Source organism: Pseudomonas machongensis, from assembly GCF_034961125.1.
Classification (GTDB): Bacteria; Pseudomonadota; Gammaproteobacteria; order Pseudomonadales; family Pseudomonadaceae; genus Aquipseudomonas; species Aquipseudomonas machongensis.
Genome location: NZ_JAYFUI010000082.1, coordinates 1 through 26944 on the forward strand (window position 1 = coordinate 1; position 26944 = coordinate 26944).

Here is a 26944-nt window from a genome sequence, read left to right on the forward strand (position 1 = left end):
TGGCCCGTGACGGCTACATTCCGCGCAACCGTCTGCTCGACAGCGAGCGCCTGCTGGCGCAGGTCAACGGCTCGATTGCCGAAGACCTTGGCAATATCGGTCGCACCCGGCGCCAGGTCCAGGAGCTGAAACTGCGTGCCAGCCAGCGCCGTCAGGAATTCCAGAACGAGGTGCGCCAGCAGTTGAGCGAGTCCCAGGCCAGCGCCGAGGACCTGGGCAATCGCCTGCGCAGCGCCGAGTTCGACCTGGCCCACACCCAGGTGCGTGCGCCGGTCGCCGGTACCGTGGTGGGCTTGAGTGTGTTCACCAACGGCGGGGTGATCGCGCGCGGTCAGCAGTTGATGGAAATCGTCCCCAGCGATGCGCCGTTGCTGGTCGATGCTCGGGCGCCGGTGGAGCTGGTCGATCGCTTGCGACCGGGCTTGCCGGTGGAATTGCTGTTCGTCGCTTTCAACCAGAGCACCACGCCACGGGTGGCAGGTGAGGTAAGCCTGGTCTCGGCGGACCGCCTGCTCGATGAAAAGACCCAGCAGCCGTACTACCAGGTGCGCATCAAGGTCAGCGACGAGGGCGCGCGGCAGCTCGCCGGGCTGGATATTCGCCCCGGTATGCCGGTGGAAGCGTTCGTGCGCAGTGGCGAGCGCTCGCTGCTCAGCTACCTGTTCAAACCGTTGGCCGACCGGGTGCATATCGCCCTGAGCGAGGAGTGAGCCGATGCGCCTGTTGTTGCCCACTGTATTGTCGGGCGTGTTGTCGGGCCTGGTATTGCCAGCGCAAGCCCTGGACCTGAGCGATGCCTATGCCCTGGCCCTGCGCAACGATCCGACCCTGCGCGCGGCAATCGCCGAGCGCGACGCGGGTGTCGAGAACCTCGCCATCGGTCGCGCGGGGCTGTTGCCGAATCTTTCCTACCGCTACAACCGTGCCCGCAACGACTCGGAAGTGACCCAGCGCAGCCAGCTCGGTGATGTCACCAGCCAGCGTGATTACCGCAGCTACAGCTCGACCCTGACCTTGCAGCAGCCGTTGTTCGATTACGCCGTATGGAGCGACTATCGCCGAGGCGTGGCCCAGGCTGCGTTGGCCGACGAGCGCCTGCGCGGTCGCGGCCAGGAAATGATGGTGCGGGTGTTTTCGGCCTACAGCGAAGCATTGTTCGCCGACGAGCAGATTGCCCTGGCCCAGGCCCAGCGGCGCACCTACGCCGAGCAACTGCAGCTCAACGAGCGCCTGCTCAAGAATGGCGAGGGCACCCGCACCGACGTGCTGGAAACCCGTGCCCGCTACGAGTTGGCCCAGGCCCAGGAGATCGAGGCTGGCGACAACCTCGACGCGGCGCTGCGCAGCCTGCAGGCGATCACCGGCGAGGCGATGAGCGCCGAAGACCTTGCGCCGATGTTGCCGGCACTCGCCGTGCAGCCGCTGATACCGGCGCGCTTCGAGCCCTGGCGCGACCTGGCCGTGGCGCATAACGCCGAGCTGGCCAGCCAGCGACATGCCCTGGATGTCGCTGACCAAGGTGTGGAGCGTCAGCGTGCAGGGCACCTGCCGAGCTTGAGTGCCTACGTGAGCAAGGGCATTTCCAGTTCGAGTTCGGAAAGCACCTACAACCAGCGCTATGACACCGACAGTGTTGGCATCCAACTGAGTGTGCCGCTGTTCGCCGGTGGCGGTGTGTCGGCGCGGGTGCGCCAGGCACAGGCGGAGCGAGATGGCTTGCAGTTCCAGGTCGATGCGCAGGTCAGCGACACGCTCAATCAGTTGCGTCGCCAGTTCAACCTGTGCGCCAGCAGCACCGCGAAGATCCGCGCCTACGGGATGGCGGTGAATGCTGCCAGTGCGTTGGTCGAGGCGACTCGGCGCAGCGTGCAGGGGGGAGAGCGGGTCAACCTCGATGTGCTCGATGCCGAGCAGCAGCTGTACGGGGCGCGGCGTGATCTGGCCCAGGCCCGGCATGAGTACCTGCGGGCCTGGGTGCAGTTGCGCTACTTGGCGGGAGTACTGGATGCCAAGGATGTGGAGATATTGAACGGGTACTTCGTGGCGCGCGGTTGAAGGCGGTGTCGCCTTGATGGCTGCCCCGCTTCTACAGGCTTTGCATCCTGGTCAGTGCTCCGCCACCGCCTTGCGTCTGAGCACCTGTTCGCCATGTTCATCGATGTCCATCACCGGCACTTCATTGCCATCGGCATCGAACAGCTTGCCATCTTTGAAGTAGTCGCCATCGCGCAGCACCGAGATGTCCGAATACTGGATGGTGCGCTCGTACCCCGCGGCAAACACCGACTGCTGGTCCGAATTGCCGGCCTTGAAGTGGTTGAAGATCAGGTTCAGCAGGATCGCCATGATCGCCGCCGAGCTGATGCCCGAGTGGAAGATGGTCTCGAACCAGTTGGGGAACTGATGGTAGAAGCTCGGCGCGGCGATGGGGATCATGCCGAAGCCCAGCGAGGCCGCCACGATGATCAGGTTGACGTTGTTCTTGTAGTTCACCTTCGACAGGGTTCGGATGCCGCTCGCCGCCACGGTGCCGAACAGCACGATGCCTGCGCCGCCCAGGACCGGGGTGGGTACTGCGGCGATGATCCGGCCCATGATCGGCAGCAGGCCAAGCACCACCAGGATCACCCCGCCCGTGGCCACCACGTAGCGGCTCTTCACCCCGGTCACGGCCACCAGGCCGACGTTCTGGGCGAACGCGCTCTGGGTGAAGGAGCCGAAGATCGGCGCCAGGATGCTCGATGCCATGTCGGCGCGCAGGCCGTCGCCCAGGCGCTTGGAGTCGACCTTGGTGTCGATGATCTCACCCACCGCGAGGATATCCGCCGAGGTCTCCACCAGGGTCACCATGATCACGATGCACATCGACAGGATCGCCGCGATTTGGAACGTCGGCATGCCGAAGTGGAACGGGGTAGGGAAGGCGAACACCGGGCCTTCGCCGACCTTGCTGAAATCGGCCATGCCCAGTGCCCAGGCGATCAGCGTGCCGGCAACCATCGCCAGGAGGATCGACAGGCGCGAGATGCTGGCGCTGCCCAGCTTGCTCAGCAGCAGGACGATGGCGAAGGTCAGCGCCGCCAGGCCGATGTTGGCCATGCTGCCGAACTCCGGCGAGGCGCTGTTGCCACCCATCACCCAGCGTGCGGCCACCGGCATCAAGGTCAGGCCGATGGTGGTGATGACGATGCCGGTCACCAGCGGCGGGAAGAACTTGGTGATCCGCGAGAACACCGGAGTGATCAGAAAGCCGATCAGCGATGCTGCCATGACTGCGCCCAGCACCGCCGGCAGGCCCCCGCCGCCCTGGCTGCCGAGAATCGCGCCCATGGTGGCCACGCCAGCGAACGACACGCCCTGCACCAGTGGCAACTGGCAGCCGAAGAAGGGTAGGCCCAGAGTCTGCAACAGGGTGGCCAGTCCGCCAGCAAACAACGATGCGGCAATCAGCAGGCCGATCTCCGCCGGGGCCAGGCCGGCGGCCTGACCCAGGATCAGTGGCACGGCCACGATCCCTCCGTACATGGTCAGGACATGCTGCAGGCCATAAGCCAGGTTGGCACCAAGCCCGAGGTTTTCGTCCTCGGGGCGCTTGGCAGGAGACGTGCTGTTGGACGTAGTCATTGGAGCAGGCTCTCTGTTTATTGTTGTGCCGATACTGTAGACAGCTCCGACAAAATATTGCCAGACAAATTGTATACAATATTTTGATCTGGGCAGCCGCAGATCCGGCAGGGCGGTGTCTCTGACCGCAATGCAGATAGCGTTCCAACATGGGAAAGGCGGTTTAGAAGGGTGTGTACAAAAAGCTCGGCAGCCCGTGAAAAGCTGTCTAGGTAGGCAGGAAATGCGGGTCGGTCATGTTCTTAGCAAGCTAAAAGATTTCAATCTTCGATAAGTTCGCGCAGCTCGCGCATCATTTCGGTGCTGTCGGCCAGGTTCAGTTCCACAAGACGGTGCAGATGGGTCATCGAGTCAACGTCTATATAGAGGCAGACGAAACCCAGCCGAGTGGGTTCTTCGTGGCGTAATTCCACCTGCATGTGGACCGTGACCTCTTTGTCGAGGTGGATGAGCGCATCGAAATCCTGCGTAAGGTCGGCATCCCAGGGCGCTGGCCGTTCGATCAGCAGGCCTTTGAGCGACAGGTCGAGCAGTTTCACTGGCCACTGTCGGTCGCCCTGGCGCAGTTCGGTGGGGGCGTCGAAGTCGATGCGCTGGAAGCGCCTGCGCTCGTCAGTTCCAGAGGGATGTGTCATGGCGGATCCTCGTCAGTTGATCTGACTATAGACCAGCCACGCTTGTTGCGGCCTGGCGGCGACTGATGCGATTCAGCCTGCGTGCCCTACCGGGTGCTGGGTAGTTCTGCGTGCTGGCGCGGCGTGGGGGTGACCAGCGGCTCCTTGCGGGCCTGCAGCGCGAACAGAATCCCTGCCGCCAACAGCACGAGCAAGCCGATTTGTATGGCTCGGATACGGTTCTTCATTGCGACATCTCTGTCCGATCAGCGATGTCGAAATATTCGGGCGGCCTGGGCTACGGCACAACTGATAGAAATATCAGGTCGCTTTACGCACCCTGCCCGCGCCGCTCTAGGGCGGCGCGGGCAGGGTGCAATTCGATATGGTAAAGCTGGCAAGCAGGCCCTAGACTCAGTGAGCTGTCTATTCCAACCACTTAGCTGGAAGCATGCCATGAATAACAATAACAGCCTGCTACGTCACATTCCGTGGCTGGCGCTGGCAGTCGTAGGAGCCTGTGCGCTGGGTGTGGTCGCCCTGCGTCGCGGTGAAGCCATCAACGCCTTGTGGATCGTGGTTGCGGCTGTGGCCATCTACCTGGTCGCCTACCGCTACTACAGCCTGTTCATCGCCACCAAGGTGATGCAACTCGATCCGCGCCGGGCTACTCCGGCGGTACTCAACAACGATGGCCTGGACTACGTCCCGACCAACAAGCACATCCTCTTCGGTCACCATTTCGCCGCCATCGCTGGCGCCGGCCCGCTGGTCGGTCCGGTGCTCGCCGCGCAGATGGGCTACCTGCCCGGTACGCTCTGGCTGATTGCCGGCGTTGTACTGGCAGGGGCCGTGCAGGACTTCATGGTCCTGTTCCTCTCCACCCGCCGTAACGGCCGTTCGCTGGGCGACATGGTGCGTGAGGAAATGGGCCGCATTCCGGGCACGATCGCCCTGTTTGGCTGCTTCCTGATCATGATCATCATCCTCGCGGTGCTGGCGCTGATCGTGGTCAAGGCCCTGGCCGAGAGCCCGTGGGGCATGTTCACGGTGATGGCGACCATCCCGATCGCCATGTTCATGGGCATCTACATGCGCTTCATCCGCCCGGGTCGCATTGGCGAGATTTCGCTGATCGGCGTGGTGCTGCTGCTGGCATCGATCTGGCTGGGTGGCGTGATCGCGGCCGATCCGGTGTGGGGCCCGGCGTTCACCTTCACCGGCGTGCAGATCACCTGGATGCTGGTCGGCTATGGCTTCGTCGCTGCCGTGCTGCCGGTGTGGCTGGTGCTGGCACCGCGTGACTACCTGTCGACCTTCCTCAAGATCGGCACCATCATCGGCCTGGCCATCGGTATCCTGATCATTGCGCCTGAGCTGAAGATGCCGGCCCTGACCCAGTTCACCGACGGTACGGGGCCTGTGTGGAAGGGCACCCTGTTCCCGTTCCTGTTCATCACCATCGCCTGCGGCGCGGTGTCCGGCTTCCATGCCCTGATCAGCTCGGGCACCACGCCCAAGCTGCTGGACAACGAAACCAACGCCCGCTACATCGGCTACGGCGGCATGCTGATGGAGTCGTTCGTCGCCATCATGGCCATGGTCGCTGCTTCGGTGATCGAGCCGGGTGTGTACTTCGCCATGAACAGCCCGGCCGCCGTGGTCGGTGCCGACGTCGTGTCGGTGGCGCAGACCGTCAGCAGCTGGGGCTTCACCATCACCCCCGAGCAGCTCGAGGCCACTGCCCGTGACATCGGCGAGCACACCATCCTGGCGCGTGCCGGTGGTGCACCGACGCTGGCGGTGGGGATCGCGCAGATCCTCCACCAGGTACTGCCGGGTGAGAACACCATGGCCTTCTGGTACCACTTCGCGATTCTGTTCGAGGCGTTGTTCATCCTGACCGCCGTGGATGCCGGTACCCGTGCCGGGCGCTTCATGCTGCAGGACCTGCTGGGGAGCTTCGTGCCAGCGCTCAAGCGCACCGAGTCGTGGACGGCCAACCTGATCGGCACCGCCGGTTGCGTGGCGCTGTGGGGCTACCTGCTGTACCAGGGTGTGATCGACCCGTTGGGCGGTATCAACACCTTGTGGCCGCTGTTCGGTATCTCCAACCAGATGCTGGCCGGTATCGCGCTGATGCTCGGCACCGTGGTATTGATCAAGATGAAGCGCGAGCGCTATATCTGGGTCACCTTGCTGCCGGCGCTGTGGCTGCTGATCTGCACCACCACCGCAGGCCTGATCAAGCTGTTCGACCCGAACCCTGCGGTCGGCTTCCTGGCCCTGGCCAAGAAGTACAGCGCCGCGCTGGATGCCGGTCAGGTCCTGGCACCGGCCAAGGACATCGGCCAGATGCAGCACGTGATCTTCAACGCCTACACCAACGCCGGTCTCACGGTGCTGTTCCTGGTGGTGGTGTTCAGCGTACTGTTCTTCGCCATCAAGGTCGGCATCGCCGCCTTGGGTCGCAAGGAGCGCAGCGACAAGGAAACCCCGTTCCAGGCCCTGCCTGACGCTTGAGAGGATTGCAGCGATGTTCAACGACCTGGGTCGGCTGGGTAAGTATCTGGGGCAGGCTGCCCGACTGATGGTTGGTATGCCCGACTACGACACCTATGTCGAGCACATGCAGAACAAGCATCCGGACAAGCCGGTGATGAGCTACGAGGACTTCTTCAAGGAGCGCCAGGAAGCTCGTTATGGCGGCAAAGCCGGCCCCAAGTGCTGTTGAACCTGCACCCTGCTTGAACCTGTGGGAGCCCGCGCAATCGGGCTCCCACAGTCATTTTCGGCTTCAATGGAGGCAAACGCGTGCATACCCCCATTCCCGTCACCGTGCTCACTGGCTTTCTCGGTGCTGGCAAGACCACCCTGCTCAAGCACATGCTCAAGGCCGAGCATGGCCTGAAGATCGCCGTGATCGAGAACGAATTCAGCGAGGCGGGCATCGACAGCCAGCTGCTGGGCGACGAACCGGTACAGGTGATGACCCTGGCCAACGGTTGTGTGTGCTGCAGCATCCATGGCGACCTCACCCGTGCCCTGTACCTGCTGCTCGAACGCCTGGATGCCGGTGAAATCGCCTTCGATCGTCTGGTAATCGAGTGCACCGGCCTCGCCGACCCGGCGCCGGTGGCGCAGACCTTCTTCATTGACGAGGAGCTGCGCGAGCGCTATATCCTCGACGGCATCATCACCTTGGTGGACGCCAAGCATGCCGAGTTCCACCTGACCCAGACCATCGCCCAGGCCCAGGTCGGGTTTGCCGATCGCCTGCTGCTGAGCAAGACGGACCTGGTCGAAGCAGACGTGGTCGACGCGCTGCGCGAGCGTTTGGCGCGGATCAATGGCCGTGCACAGATTCGCGTGGTCGAGCATGGCCGTATCGACCTGGCCGAGCTGCTCGATGTGCGCGGTTTCAATCTCAACCCGGACTTGGGACTGAGCCCGAGGCCGACCCTGCGCCCGGTGCTCAAGCCCGCGACCCCGGACCGTATCTCCACCCTTGTGCTGCGCACGGAAAAGCCGCTGGATATCGATCGGCTCAGCGACTTCATGAACGAGCTGCTGGAAGAGCACGGCAAGCAATTGCTGCGCTACAAGGGAGTACTGAACATCGCAGGCGAGGACCGCCGGCTGGTGTTCCAGGGCGTGCTCAAGCTGTATGGCTTCGACTGGGATGCCGAGTGGAAGGAGGGCGAGGCGCGCGAAAGCGTGATGGTGTTCATCGGTGATGAGCTGCCGCAAGACAGCATACGCGAGGGTTTTGCCGCCTTGGCCGGCTGACAGGGCCGCAAGACATCAGCAAAAAGCCCGGCACAAGGCCGGGCTTTTTCACATCAGGCGATTGCCAATCAGTTGCCGTACACCGGCAGCTTCTTGCAGATGGCCTTGACCTTCTCGCGAACGGCGTCGATCACCGCTTCGTTGTTCAGGTCGGCGAGGATGTCGCAGATCCAGCCGGCCAGCTCGCGGCACTCGGCTTCCTTGAAACCACGGGTGGTGACGGCTGGGGTGCCGAAGCGCAGGCCCGAGGTGACGAACGGCGAACGTGGGTCGTTCGGGACCGAGTTCTTGTTCACGGTGATGAAGGCTTTGCCCAGTGCGGCGTCAGCGTCCTTGCCCGAGATTTCCTGCTTGATCAGCGACAGCAGGAACAGGTGGTTTTCGGTGCCGCCGGAAACGACGTCGAAACCACGCTCGATGAACACGCTGGCCATGGCCTGGGCGTTCTTCACCACTTGCTGCTGGTAGGCCTTGAACTCGGGCTGCAGCGCTTCCTTGAAGCAGATCGCCTTGGCGGCGATGACGTGCTCCAGCGGGCCACCCTGGGCGCCCGGGAAGACTGCGGAGTTCAGCTTCTTCTCGATGTCGGCGTTGGCGCGGGCCAGGATCAGGCCACCACGTGGACCACGCAGGGTCTTGTGGGTGGTGGTGGTGACCACGTCGGCGAATGGTACTGGGTTCGGGTACACGCCAGCGGCGACCAGGCCAGCGACGTGGGCCATGTCGACGAACAGGTAGGCACCGACTTTGTCGGCGATTTCGCGGAAGCGGGCGAAGTCCAGGACCTGCGAGTAGGCGGAGAAGCCGGCGACGATCATCTTCGGCTTGTGCTCGACAGCCAGGCGCTCGACTTCGTCGTAGTCGATCAGGCCGTTGCCGTCGATGCCGTACTGGACGGCGTTGTACAGCTTGCCCGAGGAGCTGACGCTGGCGCCGTGGGTCAGGTGACCGCCGTGGGCCAGGCTCATGCCCAGGATGGTATCACCGGCCGACAGCAGGGCCAGGTAGACAGCAGCGTTGGCTTGCGAGCCAGCGTGCGGCTGGACGTTGGCGTAGTCGGCGCCGAACAGTTCCTTGGCGCGGTCGATGGCCAGCTGCTCGACGACGTCGACGTACTCGCAACCGCCGTAGTAGCGCTTGCCTGGGTAGCCTTCGGCGTATTTGTTGGTCAGAACCGAGCCCTGGGCCTCCATGACCGCTGGGCTGGTGTAGTTTTCCGAAGCGATCAGCTCGATATGCTCTTCCTGGCGCAGAGCTTCTTGCTGCATGGCTTCGAAGAGCTCGGCGTCGTACTTGGCAATGGTCAAATCACGGCTGAACATGGCGGTCCTCAAGGATCGGGGCTGAATTGGGATGGCATTCTAACCGATTGGGTCGGGGCTGGCATATGAAGTGGCATCAAGTCGCGGACCAATGGGCTTCATGTTGCAGGCCGCACCGGGACTGGGCTGAGATGGGGCGCTAGTTGACCCCGAAGTCCGTTTTTTCGATGCCTGGTGGAGGCTAGATTGGTGTCCAACTTCTTGGGGGCAGCCCACCCTGTAGGAGCGGGCTTGCCCGCGAACACGGGCGTAGCCCGTGCCAGGCGGCGCGGTGTCCTTTTCGCGGGCAAGCCCGCTCCTACAGGGACTGCGTGGCGGCACGATCACTGGAACATGAACAAGGTTTCGTTGCTGAACTGCGCCTCGAACTGGTTGGCCGGCATCGGACGGCCGAACAGGTAGCCCTGGACTTCGTCGCAGCCGTGCTCGCGCAGGAACTCCAGCTGTTCATGCGTCTCCACGCCTTCGGCGATCACCGCCAGGTTGAGGCTGTGGGCCATGGCGATGATCGCCCGTGCGATCTGCGCATCCTGCTCGCCTTCGGGCAGGCCGTCGACGAAGGTACGGTCGATCTTCAGCACGTCGATGGGGAACTGCTTGAGGTAGTTGAGCGATGAATAGCCCGTGCCGAAGTCGTCCACCGCGATGCTCAGCCCCAGGTTCTTCAGGCTGTCGAGGATCTGCATGGCCTCGTTGACCTCGCGCATCAGGATACTCTCGGTCAGTTCCAGCTCCAGGCACGCCGGCGGCAGGCCGGTCTCCTCGAGAATGTTGGCGATCCGCTTACCCAGCTGGCCGTCGGAGAATTGCCGGGCCGAGATGTTCACCGACACCTTCGGCACCCGCACCTTGGCCTTGTGCCAGGCCTTGAGCTGGCGGCTGGCCTCGCGCAACACCCAGTCGCCGACGTCCACTACCAGGCCCAGTTCCTCGATCACCGGGATGAAGTCGCCCGGCGGCACCAGGCCGCGGCGTGGATGGCGCCAGCGCAGCAGCGCCTCGGCGCCGGTCAGGCGCTTGCCGTCGCCGCTGAACTGCGGCTGGTAGTAAAGAATGAACTCGTTCTGCTCCAGGGCGTGACGCAGGTCGCTTTCCAGCTCCAGGCGCTCCAGGGCGCTGGCGTTCATGTCGGCCTGGTAGAACTGGAAGTTGTTCTTGCCGCGCTCCTTGGCGTGGTACATCGCCGTGTCGGCGTTCTTCATCAGCTGGCTCAGCTCGTTACCGTCCTGCGGGCTGAGGGCGATGCCGATACTGGCGGTGACGAAGAACTCGCGACTCTCCAGCACGAATGGCCGCACCAGGCTGGCGAGGATGTTCTCGGCCACGTGAATGGCGCGGTTCAGCGCCATTTCACGGCTGGTACGCGACTGCAGCAGCAGGGTGAACTCGTCGCCGCCCATGCGCGCCACGGTGTCGTCTTCATCGACACAGGCCAGCAGGCGCTCGGCCATGTCCTTGAGCATGCGATCGCCGGCGGCGTGGCCGAGGGAGTCGTTGATCGGCTTGAAACGGTCAAGGTCGAGGAACATCAGCACCACCCACGACTTGTGCCGCTCGGCCTGCTGCAATGCCGTGTGCAGACGGTCCTGGAACAGGGTGCGGTTGGGCAGGTGGGTGAGGGCGTCGTAGTACGCGAGGCGGTGGATGCGCTGCTCGCTGGCCTTGCGCTCGCTGATGTCGGTGAAGAAACACACATAGCTGGCCAGGTCGCGCTCATCGTCGAGCACCGCGGTGATGCCGACCCAGGCCGGATAGTGCTCGCCGCTGCGGCGCTTGAGCCACACTTCACCTTCCCAGGTGCCGCGTTGGTTCAGTTGCTTGAGCACATAGCCCAGGTGCGCGTCCTGCTGGCCTTCGACGGTGAGCATGTTCGGGCGCTGGTCGAGTACTTCATCGGGCGCATAGCCGCTGACCCGGCTGAAGGCCTCGTTGACCTGGACGATGTAGCCCGCCGGGTCGGTGATCAGGATCGCCGAGGTCGAGTGCTCGAATACCGTCGCGGCCATGCGCAGGTCTTTCTCGGCGCGTCGTTGCTGGCTGATATCGCGCGCTACCCCAAGGACGCCCTCGAAGCGCTCGTGGTCGTCCCACACCAGCACCAGGCGCAGCTCGATGGGTATCTTGCGACCGTCGGCACGCAGGCAGTCGAACAGGAATACCTGGGTCGGCAGCTGGCTGCGCAACTGGCGCAGTTGCTCGCGGTCGTCCAGCGCCTTGCTGACCCGCTCCATGAGCGTCTGCATGCCGCTGAGCTGGGAGGGGTTGGCGATGATCGATGGCCAGCCGTTGTCGAAGATGTAGTCCACCGAGTAGCCCAGCACCGTCTGCACCGAGGGGCTGATGTAGTTGAGCTGCAGTTGGTTGTCGGTGGAGAAGATCACGTCACTGATGCTTTCGGCGAGCATCCGGTAGCGCTGCTCGCTGTCACGCAGCGACTGGCTGGCCTCGATCTGCACTGTGACATCCTTGCCCACACCGATGATCCGCGTGACCTGGCCTTCGCCATCGCGGGCCAGGACCTGCTCGCGGATGTCGTAGCAGCGCCAGCCGCCGTCGCGGTGGCGGAAACGCAGTTGGCAGTGCAGTGACTGGCTGTGACCGCTGTCGCGCTGTTGCTGGCGCAGGCTGCGGTAGTGCTCCGCATCCTCGGGGTGTAGCAGCAGCTCCCAGAAGTGATCACCCATCTGCGCAAGTTCCGAGCGGTCGTAGCCCAGGGTTTGTCCCAGGTGGCGGTTGCTGAAGATCATGCGTCGGTTGTGCACGTCCTGAACGTAGAGCTGGTCGGGTACGGTACGCACGACGTCCGACCAGAAGCTTTCACGTTCGAGCAGCGACAGTTCGACCTGCTTGCGGCTGGTGATGTCGCTGATGCTGAGGATCACGGCCTGGTAGTCGCGCCGCTGCTGGGGCAGGCGGGCCATCAGCCACAGGTGCAGCTCGCCACCCAGTGGCGCGGGCAGGCGTACTTCGAGCTCGAACTGTGCGCGCTGCTCGATCAGCGCGTCGAGCAACTGCATGCCGATGCTCTCGCGGCCATCGCCGCTACCCTCGATCAGCCGTTGCCAGGCGCCCTCGTTGCAGGTCACGTTGAGCAACTGGCGTGCAACTTCGTTGATCTCGGTGATCTTCAGTTCCTGCAGCAGGTTGCGCCGCAGGCCCGGCTCCAGTGCCAGGCTTTGCTTGAGTGCGGCGAGGTTGCGCAGGTGGTAACGATCGAGCTGGCCGGGCAGGCTCGACAGGTCGAGCACGCACAGGGCCACGCCGGTGCTCTCGAAGATATCCTGATAGCGCCGGCGATCTTCCTGCAAGGCACGCTGGCGACGGCGCATGTTGATCAACGCCAGGCCCGGCAGCAGGGCGCAGAACAGCACCAGCAAACTCTTGCCCAGCAGCGCGGGCAACAGTTTCTCGCGGGCCGAGGTCGGGTCGTACAGGCCGCGGACCTGCCAGGTACTGTTGTCGATGAAGGCCAGCAGCACGCTGTGCAGCGCCGATGGGTTGGCGTGGGCGACACCGCTGCGCTCGATCACCGCGCCGTCACGGCTGTTTTCCAGCAGCCAGAGCGGGTGGATCGGCGTGTTGAGCTTGCTGGTCAGCTCCTGGTAGTAGTCGGTGGACAGGCGCAGCAGCCAGTAGCCGCGATCCTGTTCGGCGGGCTGGCGCAGCAGCAGGTAGACCAGCTGGTTGTCGCTCGAATTGCCATAGAAGTAGGCATTACCCTGATTCAGGCGCACCAGGCCGTCGATCGTTTGACGGTCTGGGCTGTCGCGCAGGCTGTCGCCGCGGATCTGCCCATTGCTGTCCAGCCAGGCCAGGCCGCGCAAGGCCGGCAAGCGTCCCCTGAGGGTCTGCAGCAGCGCCGGCAACGCCGCCGGTGACGGTGGCTTGACGTAGGGCTGCACCAGATTCATGGCTTGCTGCGCCTTGAGCGCCATGTTCAGGGTGAGGTGGTCGGCCAGTTCCGCACTCGTCGCCACGCTTTGCTGGCGCAGGTCGGCCTGTGTGTGGCGGAACTGCGAGAACAGTTGCCAGAACAACAGACCCAGCAGGACCAGGGCCAGCAGAGCAAGCGCACCCTTCAGCGAGCCTCGCAACGAAGCAGACGGCGCAGGGCGCTGGATGGGCGGTTGGATGAAGTTGGTCAAGCGTTGGTCCTGCGATTGGGCTGGCGAAGGCAGGGGAGATCATGCACGCGGCATGCCGCCGTGGCGCACTATAAGGCCGGACATACGAAAGCGGCTAGCATGCCTTGGATTATGGCAAAGTGCCAGCCAATATGTCTCGCCCCGGCGCCGACCGGGCGTTCGGCAAGCCCCTGCAACCTGTGCGAGAATGCCGGCCGTTTCATAATCAACGCATCGGAGAAGCACGGTTTGGTTACCCACTATTCCACCAATGGCCTCGATTCCGCCTGTGGGCGCAGCAGTCAGACCCTGGTCAGCACTGCCGTGGCCGACGACGTATCCTGCAAGTCCTGCCAGCGCTCGTTCGCCAAGCCCGACGCGGCATCTGCGCTGCGCAAGACGCCGTCGCTGGCCGAGCTGCGCAAGTCGGCCAAGGCTGCGGTCGAGCCGGCCGAAGTCGCGGTTGTTGCCGCCGAGGTGAAGCCTGCGGCCAAGGTTGTGAGCAAACCGGCAAGCAAGCCGGCCGGCAAGACCGTCGAGACCCCGGCCCGGACCGGCGGTTTCAGCGTCAAGGCCGCCTGGGCCGCGCGCCTGGCCGAAGAAAGCGGGCAATCGCGCCTGCCACGCGGCAAGGGCAAGCAGCGCCACGTCTGATCGTTTTGGCACAGTGGGCTCGGCCAACCGCCGCGCCTACTGTGCCGACGTTCAGATCCCGCACATGGCAGCCATTCACCAAGACTTGGCGTAGAATGGCCACCTTTGTTCAACGACACCTCGAATACAGATCGCCCTGACCCGTTCAGGGCGCTCGTCGATGTCTTTACCTATCCATATAGAGGGCTTGGTTTTGGCTCAATACGTCTACACCATGCATCGGCTGAGCAAGGTCGTGCCGCCGAAGCGGGAAATTCTCAAGAACATCTCCCTGTCGTTCTTCCCCGGCGCCAAGATCGGCGTACTGGGCCTGAACGGCGCCGGTAAGTCCACGCTGCTGCGGATCATGGCGGGTGTCGACAAGGAATTCGATGGCGAAGCCCGTCCGATGCCCGACATCAATGTCGGCTACCTGCCGCAGGAGCCCCAGCTGGACGCGAGCAAGACCGTGCGCGAAGTGGTCGAGGAAGCGGTCAGCGTGATCAAGGATGCCCAGGCGCGCCTGGACGAAGTCTACGCGGCCTACGCCGACCCGGATGCCGACTTCGACAAGCTGGCCGCCGAGCAGGCCAAGCTCGAAGCCATCCTGCAGGCCGCCGACGGCCACAACCTGGAGCGTCAGCTGGACGTCGCCGCCGATGCCCTGCGCCTGCCGGCCTGGGACGCGAAGATCGAACACTTGTCCGGTGGCGAGAAGCGTCGTGTGGCCCTGTGCCGCCTGCTGCTGTCGGCCCCCGACATGCTGCTGCTGGACGAACCGACCAACCACCTGGACGCCGACTCGGTAGCCTGGCTGGAGCGCTTCCTGCACGACTTCCCCGGCACCGTGGTGGCCATTACCCACGACCGCTACTTCCTCGACAACGTCGCCGGCTGGATCCTGGAACTGGACCGCGGCGCGGGCATCCCGTACGAAGGCAACTACTCGGGTTGGCTGGAAGCCAAGTCGGAGCGTCTGGCGCAGGAATCCAAGCAGCAAAGCGCCCACGAGAAGGCCATGAAAGAGGAACTGGAGTGGGTGCGCAAAGGCGCCAAGGCTCGCCAGTCCAAGTCCAAGGCCCGTCTGCAGCGTTTCGAAGAGATGCAATCGCAGGAATTCCAGAAGCGCAGCGAGACCAACGAGATCTACATCCCGGCAGGTCCGCGCCTGGGCGACAAGGTCATCGAGTTCAAGAATGTCTCCAAGGGCTATGGCGATCGCGTGCTGATCGACAACCTGTCGTTCTCCATGCCAAAAGGCGCCATCGTCGGCGTTATCGGTGGTAACGGTGCCGGTAAGTCGACCCTGTTCCGCATGCTGATGGGCAAGGAGCAGCCGGACTCGGGCAGCATCGAGATCGGTGAAACCGTGCAACTGGCCTGCGTCGACCAGAGCCGCGAGGACCTGGACGGCAGCAAGACCGTGTTCCAGCAGATCTCCGACGGTTCCGACCAGATCCGCATCGGCAACTACGAGATCCCGTCGCGTACCTACGTGGGCCGCTTCAACTTCAAGGGCGGCGACCAGCAGAAGTTCGTCAAGGACCTCTCCGGTGGTGAGCGTGGCCGTCTGCACCTGGCGCTGACCTTGAAAGAGGGCGGCAACGTCCTGCTGCTCGACGAACCGTCCAACGACCTCGACGTCGAGACCCTGCGTTCGCTGGAGGAAGCCCTGCTGGACTTCCCGGGCGCCGCCATCGTGATTTCCCACGACCGTTGGTTCCTGGACCGTGTGGCGACCCACATCCTGGCCTACGAAGATGATTCGAACGTGGTGTTCTTCGAGGGCAACTACACCGAGTACGAAGCCGATCGCAAGAAGCGCCTGGGCGACGCCGCTGCCCAGCCGCATCGGGTACGGCACAAGAAGCTGGCGCAGTAAGCCGGTTTCAGTTGCACAAGGATGGGGCCCTCAGGGGCCCCATTTTTGTGCCTGGCTGGAAGCGGTGGTGGCTTCATTCGCGGGCAAGCCCGCTCCTACATGCACGCTTCCCTGTAGGAGCGGGCTTGCCCGCGAATGCCACACCTCGGTGACAATTTGTATACATTTATATAAAACGCACCAAAAAAATTCAGAAAAACGACATTTTGCCCTGTTCCAGTGCGATTGCTTCTTGATAGAGTCCGGGAAAAATCAATAAGTCCAATCCTCTTGGTGAGATGTCTACCATGATCGAATCCGTCGACCATTTCCTTGCACGCCTGAAGCAGCGTGACCCTGCCCAACCCGAATTCCACCAGGCCGTCGAAGAGGTGCTGCGCAGTCTCTGGCCATTCCTCGAAGCCAATCCCCACTACCTGCAGGCCGGCATTCTCGAACGCATGGTCGAGCCGGAGCGTGCGGTACTGTTTCGTGTGTCGTGGGTCGATGACCAGGGCAAGGTCCAGGTCAACCGCGGCTATCGCATCCAGATGAGCAGCGCCATCGGCCCGTACAAGGGCGGCCTGCGTTTCCATCCGTCGGTGAACCTGGGTGTGCTCAAGTTCCTGGCCTTCGAGCAGGTGTTCAAGAACTCGCTGACCTCGCTGCCCATGGGGGGCGGCAAGGGCGGCTCGGACTTCGACCCCAAGGGCAAGAGCGACGCCGAAGTCATGCGCTTCTGTCAGGCGTTCATGAGCGAGCTGTACCGCCACATCGGTGCCGATCTCGACGTGCCGGCCGGCGATATCGGTGTGGGCGCCCGTGAGATCGGCTTCATGTTCGGCCAGTACAAGCGCCTGGCCAACCAGTTCACCTCGGTGCTGACCGGCAAGGGTATGACCTACGGCGGCAGCCTTATCCGTCCTGAGGCCACCGGCTACGGCTGCGTGTATTTCGCCGAGGAGATGCTCAAGCGCAAGGGCCTGCGCATCGATGGCCGCCGCGTGGCCATCTCCGGTTCTGGCAACGTCGCCCAGTACGCTGCGCGCAAGGTCATGGACCTGGGCGGCAAGGTGATTTCGCTGTCCGACTCCGAGGGCACGCTGTTCTGCGAGGCCGGGCTGAACGACGAGCAGTGGGATGCGCTGTTGGAGCTCAAGAACGTCAAGCGCGGTCGCATCAGCGAGCTGGCCGAGCGTTTTGGCCTGGAGTTCCGCAAGGGCCAGACGCCGTGGAGCCTGCCGTGCGACATCGCCCTGCCGTGCGCCACGCAGAACGAACTGGACCTCGAGGATGCCCGCACACTGCTGAGCAACGGCTGCATCTGTGTGGCTGAAGGCGCCAACATGCCGACCACCCTGGAAGCGGTGGATGTGTTCATCGAAGCCGGCACCTTGTTTGCACCGGGCAAGGCGTCCAATGCCGGTGGCGTCGCGGTGTCGGGCCTTGAGATGTCGCAGAACGCCATGCGCCTGCTGTGGACGGCGGGTGAGGTGGACAGCAAGCTGCATGCGATCATGCAGTCGATCCACCATGCCTGCGTGCACTATGGCGAGGAGGCCGATGGGTCGGTCAACTACGTCAAGGGCGCGAACATCGCCGGCTTCGTGAAAGTGGCGGATGCCATGCTGGCGCAGGGCGTGGTCTGATTCGAGATCGTCGGGGCCGCTTTGCGGCCCAATCGCGGGACAAGCCCGCTCCCACAGGGATTGGGCTGGTCTTTAGATTTTGAGCAAGACAGTTGTTCCTGCAGGAATCGCGATTGGGCTGCGCAGCAGCCCCTAACCCTCTCCTAGGATCTCGACCACCTCGATGGACAGATCCCCCGCAGGCCGCCGCCATACCACTTCATCCCCAGGCCCCGCGCCAAGCAGCGCCCGCCCCAGCGGTGAGCCCCAGTTGATCAGCCCCCGCGCTGCATCGGCCTGATCTTCCCCGACCAGCTGCACCCTGTGCTCCTCATCCTGCTCATCGACGAACCTCACCCGGCTACCGATCTGCACCTTGTCCTGCGAGGTTGCAGGTGGCACCACCTGGGCGCTTTGTACGCGCGCCCGGAAATAGCGCAGGTCGCGCTCGGTATCGGCCAGGCGCTGTTTGTCGGCATGCTCACCCTGGGTTTGCAGATCGCTGTGCAGGGCAATGAGCGCCGCCACGCGTTGCTGCAACTGTGCAAGCCCGCTGGCGGTGACGTAGTTGGGCTGGTCGCTGACCCGTCGCTCCACCGGCTGGCTGGCCTGGGCGGCGGCCTGGTCTTCGTTGACGAATGCTCGGCTCATGAACGGCCTCCTTGTTTCTGGAGACCATGGTGAGGGCTGTCGGGTTTCCCTGAATGTCTGGCTGCGACCTAATTGTGGCGATAGGCGCGCGCGGCACCGCGGTCTTTTTCCTGTTGCCAGTCGCGGTCACGCTCGTCCCAGTAGCGCTCTCGGTACTGGCGCGTGTCTTCGCTGTTCTGCATGGCATGGCACTGGCGAAAGCCGTCGTCCCAACCGCTTTCGTAGCGGCGGTCGTGCAGGTAGCGCGGCACGTCCTTGCGAAAATCACCGACCATCAGCCCTGCTGCCTGGCGGCCGCTGCTGCAGCCGTCCTGGAATCCATCGGCATAGGCCGGTGGATAGCCCTGGTCGAGCATCTGCTCGTGGGTGGACTGGCAGCCGACCAGCAGCAGGGTTATCCACAGGGCGAACGCGTACCGCAACATAGACTCTGGACCTCCGGGTGATAGGGGAAGTCTAGGTCGCGGATTGTCGTGGCGATGTCAAAACGCCGTCGAAGGATTGCACGTCATGATGTGAATCCCTGTGAGTGGTATCAGTACTGATACCACTTCAATTCGAGCATCACCTCGTTCTGCGCGGTGGCCAGGTGGCTGAACTCGCGCTTGGCGCTCAACCGCAGGCCCAGGTTCTGCGAAATCTCCCACTGCTGGTTCAGGCTCAGGCTGCGCCGCACTTCGCCATTGGTGAAGTAATCGCCTTTCGCCTCCAGGGTCATGTTGCCCAGCCCGTTGCGCCACAGCAGGCCGCCATTGAAACCGGCTGCCGGCGAGATGAACTCGGCGAAGTCGTTGTGGTGTTCGACCCGCACCGTACCGAGAGCGAAGCCCAGCAGGCCGTCGGCGAGCTGCCAGGTGCCACCGCCGCCACCGTTGACGTGGCTGACCAACACTTCGTCGTCATGCTTGCCCGGCACCCGCTCGAGGCCGCCGGCCACCTGCCACGACCAGGGTTTGAGCAGCTCGTTGCGCGGGGTCAGTGAGCGGATGGTGGCCAGGTCGAGGCGTTGCACCTGCCAGTCGTTGCCCTCGTACTGGCGCAGCTTGAGCTGGAGGATCTCGATCTGTGCGCCGAGCGGGAAGCCGTAGGCGTTGTCGTTGAGGTCGTGGTAGGCCATGCGCAAGCCATATTCGGCGAAGGCGCGGTCTTCGCGGGTGCCGACACCCAACTGCCAGGTCCGCGACTGGTGACCGTCCTCAGGCAGGCCGGGGCGTTCGATCTGCAGCGGTGGCGGCGGGTTGCGGTTGATTGCCCGCAGCAGCTCGAAGCTGCGCTTGGCCTGTTCGGGGTCACGCTCCTGGCCGGTGGCGCGGTAGCGTTCCAGGCGATAGGCGGCATCTTGTACCAAGGCCTGGCGTTCGCGGGGCAGGGCGGTGAACTCGGGGCTCTGCAATTGCGCGGTGTCGGCGCTGACGGCCAATACCTGCTGTTTTTCGTGATGGTCCAGTGGCTCGGCGCGGGCCAGCAGCTCGCGTTCGCGCGATGGCCGGTAGCGCACATCGGACACCAGCCCCGACTGCTTGACGGCCTTGACCGTGTCGGTGGGGATGGCGGTGAGCGGGAACTGCGAGGTCAGGTCCAGCCCGGGGCGGGCGACCTGCAGCAGCTCCAGCAGGCGGTAGGAGCAGTTCTCGTCGAAGAAGAAGTAGTCGAACTGCACCTGCTTGAGTTCCCAGACGTGCTCGACCATGCGCCCGGTCTCTTCAGGCGTCAGGTCCAGCTGGTACTCCCACAGGTCGCGGTTCTCCAGGCTGCGGTATTCGGAGAGTTTCTCCTGGTACGGCATCATCGCGAACAGCCCGGGGTAGCCGCCCATCAGGCCTTTCCAGGCGTAGATGATGCTGTTGTCGCTGCCTTCGATATAGGCGCCGAAGTTGATCGCGTAGCTGAGCAGCGTGGTGTCGTTGCTGCGGGTGTCGGCCTTGTCGATGCGCAGCAGGGTATGGCCGAACATCGAGGACGGGCTGTTGAGGTAGGCCGCCGGGAAGATCAGCACTGCGCTGTGCGGTGCGACGTCGGCGTACCAGCGGCTGTATTCCTGGCAGTCCGGGGTCGGCAGGTCGCTGAGCTGCAGTTGCTCGCGCAGCCAGCGGGTGCGCGCCGGAAAGACGCATTGGGCGTGTTTGTCGCCCAGGCTGGCCGGGGCATACAGCGCATCGACCGTGGCCCGCAGTTCGCGATCCGGATGATGGGCGCCGTCCTCGGCGAGAAAAAATTTGTCGTCGTCCACATAACTGCGCCAACCGCCCAGTTTGGCGGTTTCGTAGTGACCCAGTGCGATCCAGTAGCGGTCGGCGGCCAACTGCTGCACGCGCGCCTCATCCAATGAAGGTGTCGCGTAGGCAGGGGCGCAGGCGCATAACGTCAGGTAGGCGAAGCGTTTGAGCATATCGGGCAACTACTTCTGAATGATGCCGAAGGGAGGCGGGCGAAACCCGCCCCGCAAGCGGGGCGGGCAGGGTCGAACTTACGCTTCGGCAGCGTATTTCGCCAGTTGCGGATCTTTTTTCAGGACCGCGATGGTGTTGTTGTGGACATCTTCGGCAGTGACGTTGGCGCTGCTGAAGATCTGCTGGAAGTGGTCGTGGGTGACCGAGGCGAAGTGCGCGCGGTCTTCGGGTTTGACGCCCAGTACCACGGCGTAGGTGGTCAAGGCTTCGCCCTGGCCCTGGGCCATGTCTTCGGACAGTTCGTTCATGGTGCCATTCATGGCCAGCCACGATTTACCGCCGTAGGTGAGCGCGGCCTTGGTGGAGCAGCCGTTGGTGCCGGAGGTCATGCCGAAGGTGGCGTTACCGGAGGTGCCGTTGGTGGTGGAGGCCAGGAAGTGCGCCGGAGTGCCGCGCTGGCCTTCGAACAGCAGGTTGCCCCAACCGCAGTTCGGGCCGCCTGGCGCTTCGGCCATGGCATTGATCGAAACCGCGGCGAACAAGGTACCCAGAAGAATCCGTTTCATAGCGTTATTCTCTTTTTCGATACGTATCAATGATCAGGGTTGTCTGGCAGTTCACTGCCAGGACGGGGAAGCGTTTTACCCACCCGCGCAGTTTGGAGTTTAGGCACGATCCAATAGTTGCGTAGTTGATTGCGAAAAAATCTTGGACAAACCTTTTTAACGCCTGCGACATAAAGTCCCGCGGAGCCTTGCAAGGCGCGCGCCCCCGGCGCCAGAATGCTGCGTATCCGCCCCGCCGAAGTAAGGAAACCCAATGCCCGATCCTGTTGCTGCGCGCCTGCGTCTCGCGCCCGAAGCCCTGACCCGGCGTTTTTCCCCCGAGCAGTTTGCCTTCACCAACACCGATGATCTGGAGCCGTTTCGCGGAGTACTGGGCCAGGAGCGTGCCGTCGAGGCCCTGCAGTTCGGCGTGGCCATGCCACGCCCTGGCTACAACGTCTATGTGATGGGCGAGCCGGGCACCGGCCGCTTCTCCTTCGTCAAGCGCTACCTCAAGGCCGAGGGCAAGCGCCAGCAGACCCCGGCTGACCGGGTCTACGTCAACAATTTCGAAGACACCCGCGAGCCGCGCGCGCTGGAGTTGCCGGCAGGCACTGCTGGCGAGTTCATCGCCGACATGAACGGTTTGATCGGCAACCTGCTGGCGACCTTCCCGGCGGTGTTCGAGCACCCGTCCTACCAACAGAAGAAGGGCGCCATCGATCGCGCCTTCAACCAGCGCTACGACCGTGCCCTGGATGTGATCGAACGCGCGTCGCTGGAAAAGGACGTGGCGCTGTACCGCGACGCCAGCAATGTCGCCTTCACCCCCATGGCCGACGGCAAGGCGCTGGATGAGGCCGAGTTCGCCCAGTTGCCTGAAGAGGTCCGCGAGCAGTTCCACGAAGACATCGCCGAGCTGGAGGAGCGTCTCAACGAGGAGCTGTCCAGCCTGCCGCAGTGGAAGCGCGAGTCGAACAATCAGCTGCGCGAACTGAACGAAGAAACTATCACCCTGGCCCTGCAACCGCTACTGGCCCCTCTGTCGGAGAAGTACGCCGAGAACGCTGCGGTGTGCGCCTACCTGCAGTCGGTGCAGTTGAACCTGCTGCGCACCGTGGTCGAGCAACTGGTCGACGATGCCAAGACCGACGCGGTGGCGCGCAAGATGCTTGAAGAGCAGTACGCGCCAAGCCTGGTGGTGGGGCATCCGGTCAATGGCGGCGCGCCGGTGGTGTTCGAGCCGCACCCGACCTACGACAACCTGTTCGGTCGCATCGAGTACAGCACTGACCAGGGCGCGCTTTCCACTTCCTACCGCCAGCTGCGTCCCGGTGCATTGCACCGCGCCAACGGCGGCTTCCTGATCCTGGAAGCGGAAAAAATGCTGGGCGAGCCCTTCGTCTGGGATGCACTCAAGCGCGCGCTGCAGTCGCGCAAGCTGAAAATGGAGTCGCCGCTGGGCGAGCTGGGCCGCATCGCCACCGTCACCCTGACGCCGCAGATGATCCCGCTCAACGTCAAGCTGGTGATCATCGGCTCGCGTCAGCTCTACTACGCGCTGCAGGACCACGATTCGGACTTCCAGGAGATGTTCCGCGTCCTGGTCGACTTCGACGAAGACATGCCGATGGTCGACGAGAACCTCGAGCAGTTCGCCCAGCTGCTGCGTACGCGTACCAATGAAGAGGGCATGGCGCCGCTGACCAGCGATGCCGTGGCGCGCCTGGCGACCTTCAGCGCGCGCCTGGCAGAGAACCAGTCGCGGCTCTCGGCGCGTATCGGCGACCTGTTCCAGCTGGTCAGCGAGGCGGACTTCATCCGCCAGTTGGCCAACGACGAGATGACCGACGCAGGCCACATCGAGCGTGCGCTCAAGGCCAAGGCAACCCGCACCGGGCGGGTGTCGCAGCGGGTGCTCGATGACATGCTCGCCGGCATCATCCTGATCGACAGCGAAGGCGCTGCCATCGGCAAGTGCAACGGCCTGACGGTACTGGAGGTCGGCGATTCGGCATTTGGCATGCCTGCGCGGATCTCCGCCACGGTCTACCCCGGTGGCAGCGGCATCGTCGACATCGAGCGTGAGGTCAACCTCGGCCAGCCGATCCACTCCAAAGGCGTGATGATCCTCACCGGGTACCTGGGCAGCCGCTACGCCCAGGAATTCCCCCTGGCGATCTCGGCGAGCATTGCCCTGGAGCAGTCCTATGGCTATGTGGACGGCGACAGTGCCTCGCTTGGCGAGGCCTGTACGTTGATCTCGGCGTTGTCGCGCACGCCGCTCAAGCAGTGCTTCGCCATCACCGGTTCGATCAACCAGTTCGGCGAAGTGCAAGCGGTGGGCGGGGTCAACGAGAAGATCGAAGGCTTCTTCCGCCTGTGCGAAGCGCGTGGCCTGACTGGCGAGCAAGGGGTGATCATCCCGCGCGCCAACGTTGCCACGCTGATGCTCGACGAGCGCGTGCTGCAGGCGGTCGAAGCCGGGCGCTTCCATGTTTATGCGGTGAGCCAGGCCGATGAAGCGCTGAGCCTGCTGGTGGGCGAGGATGCCGGGACGCCGGACGAGAAGGGCGAATTCCCTGAAGGCAGCGTCAACGCGCGGGTGGTCGAGCGTCTGCGGGTCATCGCCGAGATGATCAGCGAGGAAGAGATCAAGGAGGCCGAGAAGGAACGGCTGGAGGAGATGGTGGCCCAGGCCAAGCCGGCCTGAGTCAATAATCCGGCGCTGGCGGCCAAGTGCTACCGTTCAGCGCCGGTTTTCCAGCAACGCCCACCTGTCATCTATGCTGGAACTTAAGGAGTTTTCAGGGTTCAGGATGGAAACAGCCTGTCTTGCAGGCTGAACAGGGCTTCTCAGAGGGGACGCCGCCATGCGCAACCTCAGCCTCACCCGCCAGTGCCTTGGCCTGGTGACCCGCATCGAGTGCAGCATCCGTCCGCTGGCCGGCGACAACGGCATGTGGACCTTGCTGTTTGCCGCCGGCATGTCCGGTGAACAGCCTTCGGCGATCAAGGCACAAGGGCCGTTTCATGGGCCGATGGTGGCCGAATCGGTGATGAACGCCGTTGTCGACAGCTTGACCCTGCACGGCTACCAGGTGGCTGAAGACCCGCAGATCTGGTGCCTGCACCTGCAGGCGCAATTGCGGCGGATCAACGGAGAACGTTGCCGCAATATCGGGGACTACCAGTTCCGTCCGGATAATTGAAGAGGACTCTGCGGCAACCCGCCGCAGACTTTTGCTGTCATTGATGGCTGGCTATACTCGCGCACGCTTTTCCAGTCATCTCATGAGTCCCTATCCTCCATGGAACGTATTCTCGAAAACGCGATGTATGCCTCTCGCTGGCTGCTCGCACCCATCTATTTCGGCCTGTCGCTGGGCTTGCTGGCGCTGGCGCTGAAGTTCTTCCAGGAAGTGGTCCACGTCCTGCCCAACGTCTTCGCGCTGAGCGAAGCGGACCTGATCCTGGTGATCCTGTCGCTGATCGACATGTCGCTGGTCGGCGGCCTGTTGGTGATGGTGATGATCTCCGGCTACGAGAACTTCGTCTCGCAACTGGACATCGACGAGAGCAAGGAGAAGCTCAACTGGCTGGGCAAGATGGACTCTTCTTCGCTGAAGATGAAGGTTGCGGCGTCGATCGTGGCTATTTCCTCGATCCACCTGCTGCGCGTGTTCATGGATGCGCAGAACATCTCCACCGACTACCTGATGTGGTACGTGATCATCCACATGACCTTCGTGGTCTCGGCCTTCTGCATGGGCTATCTGGACAAGCTGACCAAGCATTGAGTCGGTATCGCCCTTCTCGCGAGTTCGCCCGCGAGAAGGGCGACGTGCTTCCGACCGACGAGTGGCCTCTTGTCTAATCCCGGCTTCTGTACAAAAAATGAGCAATTATGTGGGCTTCCCACAGCGAGGTGCATCCATGAACCTGCATCAGCTCAATACCGAGGCCAGGGCCGGCCACGTCGATGAACTCAACCTGATCGCCATCGAAGGCGGCGATTACCTGCTCGAGGCCCGGATCAAGGGTCATGCCCATCCGTTGAACGATCCCCGTGGCGAGCGCCTGCGGGTGCACTCGGTCGAAGATGCTCGCTTGCTCCTGCAAGCCCTGCCCATGCTATCGATGAACCTGGTGCACTGGTCGGTGCAGGATGAGATGTGCGGGATGGGCAGCCACCCGGAGGAAGACCTCAAGGTCCCGATATCCCAGCGTTCGGCCTGGTAGCTGCTTAGCGCGGCCCCAGTGTGCTAGGCTGCTTGCCCTTTTGACCAAGGGCGCGGATGCAGTGCGCCCTTAAGCGGAGCAAGCCAATGTCCGAACTCAACCTGTCCACCGACGAATCCCGCGTCAGCTACGGCATCGGCCGTCAGCTGGGCGGCCAGCTGCGCGACAACCCACCACCAGGCGTGAACCTGGAAGCGATTCTCGCTGGCCTGACCGACGCCTTCAACGGTGCCGACAGCCGTGTCAGCGAAGCCGACCTGTCTGCCAGCTTCAAGGTTATCCGCGAGGTGATGCAGGCCGAAGCTGCCGCCAAAGCCGAAGCCGCCGCCGCCGAGGGCAAGGCCTTCCTGGTCGAGAATGCCAAGCGTGACGGCATCACCACCCTGGCTTCGGGCCTGCAGTTCGAAGTGCTGACCGCTGGTAGCGGCGCCAAGCCGAGCCGCGAAGACAACGTGCGTACCCACTACCACGGCACCCTGATCGACGGCACCGTGTTCGACAGCTCCTACGAGCGTGGCCAGCCTGCCGAATTCCCGGTAGGTGGCGTGATCGCTGGCTGGACCGAAGCGCTGCAACTGATGAACGCTGGCAGCAAGTGGCGCCTGTACGTGCCGAGCGAGCTGGCCTATGGCGCGCAAGGCGTTGGTAGCATCCCGCCGCACAGCGTGCTGGTGTTCGACGTCGAGCTGCTCGACGTTCTGTAAGACTGCGTTGTCTTCATCGCGGGACCAGTCCGCTCCCACATGTGCCCTGCAGGCTCTAATGCGCAGGTTTACTGGTGGGAGCAACTGTCTTGTTCAAAATCTAAAGACCAGCCCAATCCCTGGACTGCCCCCAAGAAGTTGGACACAAATCCAACCCTTGGGGGATCGATGGGCAAATACACAGAGCAGTTCAAGCTCACGGCTATCACCGCCTACCTGGAAGGCAGTAACGGCTTTCGCAAGGTGGCACATCACTTTGGCATCGATTGCAGCCTGCTTCGGCGCTGGGTTGCCGGTTACCAAGCCGGTGCCAGCCTCAGTCCGCGCTCGAATGGTCGCCGCTACACCGAGGCGCTCAAGCAGCGAGTGCTCAAACACATGCTTGAACATCACTTGTCCTTGCGCCAAACCGCAGCGCACTTTGATCTCGGTCAGTCCTCACAGATAGGCATTTGGCTGCGGCAGTACTACAGTGGCAGTCCCGCAGCCTCTGTCGCCAAGCAAAGAAAACCAGCCGTGCCGAAGAAAATTAAGCCCATCAAGCCCACCGACACCAACGACGCAGAGAAATCCCGTGAGCAGTTGTTGAGCGAGCTCGAATATCTGCGCATGGAGAATGATGTCTTAAAGGAGTTAAAGGCTCTGCGGGAGGAGAAGGAGCGAACACGGACGAAAAAGCCCTGATCGTCTGCAAATTCAGACACAGGTATCCGCTGCCTGATCTTCTGCAGATCGTGGGGTTGGCGCGCAGCACCTTCTATTACCAGATCAAATGCCAGCAGAGGCCGGACAAACATGCGGCGCTCAAGGAGTTGGT

The 26944-nt window shown here is 63.1% G+C and carries 23 protein-coding genes; 14 read left to right on the forward strand and 9 right to left on the reverse strand.

Features of this window, described 5'->3' with window-relative positions; translation table 11 throughout:
- Positions 1-710 (forward strand): HlyD family type I secretion periplasmic adaptor subunit (locus VA602_RS08580; protein WP_323453003.1); only part of this gene is annotated, 710 nt, incomplete at its 5' end.
- 4 nt (positions 711-714) lie between these two features.
- Positions 715-2055, forward strand: a complete 1341-nt coding sequence (locus VA602_RS08585; RefSeq protein WP_323453004.1) for a TolC family outer membrane protein — start codon at positions 715-717, stop codon at positions 2053-2055.
- Between the two features lie 51 nt (positions 2056-2106).
- Here VA602_RS08585 and VA602_RS08590 read toward each other — a convergent pair whose 3' ends face one another.
- The 3 genes from VA602_RS08590 to VA602_RS08600 form a co-directional block, all read right to left on the reverse strand.
- Positions 2107-3624, reverse strand: a complete 1518-nt coding sequence (locus VA602_RS08590) for a nucleobase:cation symporter-2 family protein (protein WP_323453005.1) — start codon at positions 3622-3624, stop codon at positions 2107-2109.
- A gap of 260 nt (positions 3625-3884) precedes the next feature.
- Positions 3885-4259: a PilZ domain-containing protein gene (locus tag VA602_RS08595; RefSeq protein ID WP_125931417.1), complete on the reverse strand. Its 375-nt coding sequence runs from the start codon at positions 4257-4259 to the stop codon at positions 3885-3887.
- A gap of 86 nt (positions 4260-4345) precedes the next feature.
- Entirely contained in the window at positions 4346-4486 is a 141-nt protein-coding gene (locus VA602_RS08600; protein WP_323453006.1) for a hypothetical protein, read from the reverse strand.
- A 208-nt stretch (positions 4487-4694) separates the two neighbouring features.
- Here VA602_RS08600 and VA602_RS08605 point away from each other — a divergent pair, with 208 nt between their 5' ends.
- The 3 genes from VA602_RS08605 to yjiA all read left to right on the forward strand — a co-directional run bounded on the left by VA602_RS08605 (position 4695) and on the right by yjiA (position 8027).
- Entirely contained in the window at positions 4695-6761 is a 2067-nt protein-coding gene (locus tag VA602_RS08605; protein ID WP_323453007.1) for a carbon starvation CstA family protein, read from the forward strand.
- A gap of 13 nt (positions 6762-6774) precedes the next feature.
- Positions 6775-6972, forward strand: a complete 198-nt coding sequence (locus VA602_RS08610; RefSeq protein WP_054894051.1) for a YbdD/YjiX family protein — start codon at positions 6775-6777, stop codon at positions 6970-6972.
- Positions 6973-7052: 80 nt separating this feature from the next.
- Positions 7053-8027, forward strand: a complete 975-nt coding sequence (yjiA, locus tag VA602_RS08615) for a GTPase (RefSeq protein ID WP_200603027.1) — start codon at positions 7053-7055, stop codon at positions 8025-8027.
- A gap of 68 nt (positions 8028-8095) precedes the next feature.
- Here the strand turns inward: yjiA and glyA are convergent, their stop codons facing one another.
- On the reverse strand, positions 8096-9349 hold the full coding sequence (gene glyA / locus VA602_RS08620) for a serine hydroxymethyltransferase (RefSeq protein WP_054894053.1): 1254 nt from the start codon (positions 9347-9349) through the stop codon (positions 8096-8098).
- A gap of 323 nt (positions 9350-9672) precedes the next feature.
- On the reverse strand, positions 9673-13443 hold the full coding sequence (locus VA602_RS08625; protein ID WP_456154088.1) for a sensor domain-containing protein: 3771 nt from the start codon (positions 13441-13443) through the stop codon (positions 9673-9675).
- A gap of 279 nt (positions 13444-13722) precedes the next feature.
- On the opposite strand from VA602_RS08625, the gene VA602_RS08630 reads away from it, so the two are divergent.
- The 3 genes from VA602_RS08630 to gdhA all read left to right on the forward strand — a co-directional run bounded on the left by VA602_RS08630 (position 13723) and on the right by gdhA (position 17616).
- Positions 13723-14127, forward strand: coding sequence for a hypothetical protein (locus VA602_RS08630; protein WP_323453009.1), 405 nt, complete (start codon positions 13723-13725; stop codon positions 14125-14127).
- Between the two features lie 193 nt (positions 14128-14320).
- A complete protein-coding gene (ettA, locus tag VA602_RS08635) occupies positions 14321-15988 on the forward strand; it encodes an energy-dependent translational throttle protein EttA (protein ID WP_054894058.1) in 1668 nt (555 codons plus the stop codon).
- Positions 15989-16275: 287 nt separating this feature from the next.
- Positions 16276-17616, forward strand: a complete 1341-nt coding sequence (gene gdhA / locus VA602_RS08640) for an NADP-specific glutamate dehydrogenase (protein ID WP_197893261.1) — start codon at positions 16276-16278, stop codon at positions 17614-17616.
- 132 nt (positions 17617-17748) lie between these two features.
- Here the strand turns inward: gdhA and VA602_RS08645 are convergent, their stop codons facing one another.
- From VA602_RS08645 to VA602_RS08660, 4 genes are all read right to left on the reverse strand, one after another.
- Complete coding sequence (locus VA602_RS08645) at positions 17749-18246, reverse strand: GreA/GreB family elongation factor (protein WP_323453010.1); 498 nt, start codon at positions 18244-18246, stop codon at positions 17749-17751.
- Positions 18247-18314: 68 nt separating this feature from the next.
- Positions 18315-18671, reverse strand: a complete 357-nt coding sequence (locus tag VA602_RS08650; protein WP_054894060.1) for a hypothetical protein — start codon at positions 18669-18671, stop codon at positions 18315-18317.
- A gap of 110 nt (positions 18672-18781) precedes the next feature.
- On the reverse strand, positions 18782-20635 hold the full coding sequence (locus VA602_RS08655; protein ID WP_323453011.1) for an Lnb N-terminal periplasmic domain-containing protein: 1854 nt from the start codon (positions 20633-20635) through the stop codon (positions 18782-18784).
- 78 nt (positions 20636-20713) lie between these two features.
- Complete coding sequence (locus VA602_RS08660; protein ID WP_125931424.1) at positions 20714-21202, reverse strand: DUF3015 domain-containing protein; 489 nt, start codon at positions 21200-21202, stop codon at positions 20714-20716.
- A 253-nt stretch (positions 21203-21455) separates the two neighbouring features.
- Here VA602_RS08660 and VA602_RS08665 point away from each other — a divergent pair, with 253 nt between their 5' ends.
- From VA602_RS08665 to VA602_RS08690, 6 genes are all read left to right on the forward strand, one after another.
- The gene (locus tag VA602_RS08665) at positions 21456-23894 is read left to right on the forward strand and encodes a Lon protease family protein (RefSeq protein ID WP_054894063.1); all 2439 of its coding nucleotides are present in this window, start codon (positions 21456-21458) and stop codon (positions 23892-23894) included.
- Positions 23895-24054: 160 nt separating this feature from the next.
- The gene (locus tag VA602_RS08670; protein WP_054894064.1) at positions 24055-24393 is read left to right on the forward strand and encodes a PA4575 family protein; all 339 of its coding nucleotides are present in this window, start codon (positions 24055-24057) and stop codon (positions 24391-24393) included.
- A 99-nt stretch (positions 24394-24492) separates the two neighbouring features.
- Positions 24493-24981, forward strand: a complete 489-nt coding sequence (locus VA602_RS08675) for a TIGR00645 family protein (RefSeq protein WP_003247486.1) — start codon at positions 24493-24495, stop codon at positions 24979-24981.
- Between the two features lie 136 nt (positions 24982-25117).
- Positions 25118-25423, forward strand: coding sequence for a DUF6482 family protein (locus VA602_RS08680; RefSeq protein ID WP_054894066.1), 306 nt, complete (start codon positions 25118-25120; stop codon positions 25421-25423).
- Positions 25424-25509: 86 nt separating this feature from the next.
- Positions 25510-26127, forward strand: a complete 618-nt coding sequence (locus VA602_RS08685) for an FKBP-type peptidyl-prolyl cis-trans isomerase (RefSeq protein WP_054894067.1) — start codon at positions 25510-25512, stop codon at positions 26125-26127.
- A gap of 168 nt (positions 26128-26295) precedes the next feature.
- Positions 26296-26811 (forward strand): transposase, encoded by a 516-nt coding sequence (locus tag VA602_RS08690; protein WP_323453012.1) that lies wholly within the window; start codon positions 26296-26298, stop codon positions 26809-26811.
- The last annotated feature ends 133 nt before the right edge of the window (positions 26812-26944 follow it).

Excerpts from the sequence above, each read along its gene's own strand:
- VA602_RS08665 (WP_054894063.1), top strand. The coding sequence starts at position 21,456 with ATGCCCGATCCTGTTGCTGCGCGCCTGCGTCTCGCGCCCGAAGCCCTG.
- VA602_RS08670 (WP_054894064.1), top strand. The coding sequence starts at position 24,055 with ATGCGCAACCTCAGCCTCACCCGCCAGTGCCTTGGCCTGGTGACCCGC.
- VA602_RS08595 (WP_125931417.1), bottom strand. The coding sequence starts at position 4,259 with ATGACACATCCCTCTGGAACTGACGAGCGCAGGCGCTTCCAGCGCATC.
- VA602_RS08680 (WP_054894066.1), top strand. The coding sequence starts at position 25,118 with ATGAACCTGCATCAGCTCAATACCGAGGCCAGGGCCGGCCACGTCGAT.
- VA602_RS08590 (WP_323453005.1), bottom strand. The coding sequence starts at position 3,624 with ATGACTACGTCCAACAGCACGTCTCCTGCCAAGCGCCCCGAGGACGAA.
- VA602_RS08585 (WP_323453004.1), top strand. The coding sequence starts at position 715 with ATGCGCCTGTTGTTGCCCACTGTATTGTCGGGCGTGTTGTCGGGCCTG.
- VA602_RS08685 (WP_054894067.1), top strand. The coding sequence starts at position 25,510 with ATGTCCGAACTCAACCTGTCCACCGACGAATCCCGCGTCAGCTACGGC.
- gdhA (WP_197893261.1), top strand. The coding sequence starts at position 16,276 with ATGATCGAATCCGTCGACCATTTCCTTGCACGCCTGAAGCAGCGTGAC.
- VA602_RS08605 (WP_323453007.1), top strand. The coding sequence starts at position 4,695 with ATGAATAACAATAACAGCCTGCTACGTCACATTCCGTGGCTGGCGCTG.
- VA602_RS08610 (WP_054894051.1), top strand. The coding sequence starts at position 6,775 with ATGTTCAACGACCTGGGTCGGCTGGGTAAGTATCTGGGGCAGGCTGCC.
- VA602_RS08645 (WP_323453010.1), bottom strand. The coding sequence starts at position 18,246 with ATGAGCCGAGCATTCGTCAACGAAGACCAGGCCGCCGCCCAGGCCAGC.
- VA602_RS08655 (WP_323453011.1), bottom strand. The coding sequence starts at position 20,635 with ATGCTCAAACGCTTCGCCTACCTGACGTTATGCGCCTGCGCCCCTGCC.
- VA602_RS08690 (WP_323453012.1), top strand. The coding sequence starts at position 26,296 with ATGGGCAAATACACAGAGCAGTTCAAGCTCACGGCTATCACCGCCTAC.
- VA602_RS08660 (WP_125931424.1), bottom strand. The coding sequence starts at position 21,202 with ATGAAACGGATTCTTCTGGGTACCTTGTTCGCCGCGGTTTCGATCAAT.
- VA602_RS08650 (WP_054894060.1), bottom strand. The coding sequence starts at position 18,671 with ATGTTGCGGTACGCGTTCGCCCTGTGGATAACCCTGCTGCTGGTCGGC.
- glyA (WP_054894053.1), bottom strand. The coding sequence starts at position 9,349 with ATGTTCAGCCGTGATTTGACCATTGCCAAGTACGACGCCGAGCTCTTC.
- VA602_RS08675 (WP_003247486.1), top strand. The coding sequence starts at position 24,493 with ATGGAACGTATTCTCGAAAACGCGATGTATGCCTCTCGCTGGCTGCTC.
- VA602_RS08600 (WP_323453006.1), bottom strand. The coding sequence starts at position 4,486 with ATGAAGAACCGTATCCGAGCCATACAAATCGGCTTGCTCGTGCTGTTG.